The sequence below is a fragment of the Pauljensenia sp. UMB1177 genome, from assembly GCF_030217965.1.
In the GTDB taxonomy this organism is placed as follows: domain Bacteria; phylum Actinomycetota; class Actinomycetes; order Actinomycetales; family Actinomycetaceae; genus Pauljensenia; species Pauljensenia turicensis_A.
Window position 1 is genome coordinate 1 of sequence record NZ_JASOOV010000037.1, and the last position, 268, is coordinate 268.

General features: G+C 67.2%; 1 protein-coding gene. It reads right to left on the reverse strand.

The features are described 5' to 3' along the window. A partial coding sequence (locus QP442_RS08490) for an HRDC domain-containing protein (protein ID WP_285069799.1) occupies window positions 1–268 on the reverse strand: 268 nt, incomplete at both ends.

The window sequence follows — 268 nt, forward strand, 5'->3', positions numbered from 1 at the left end:
GGATTTCTTCCCCGTAGATAGCGAGTTTCGTGGCTCCCACCCCCTTGATCTGGGCCAGGGCGTGGATGCTGCGCGGTTTGGCTATGGCGAGGGCGCGCAGCGTGGTGTCATGGAAAATTGTGTAGGCCGGTTTGCCGGTGGCTTGGGCGCGCTGGGCGCGCCAGGCCGCGAGTTCCTCAAAAAGCGCCACATCTTCGGGGTAGGCGGCGGCGAATTCTTCCGCGGCGGCGCGGGAGCGGCGCCGGTAGCGGGTGGCCCGCGAGGTTTC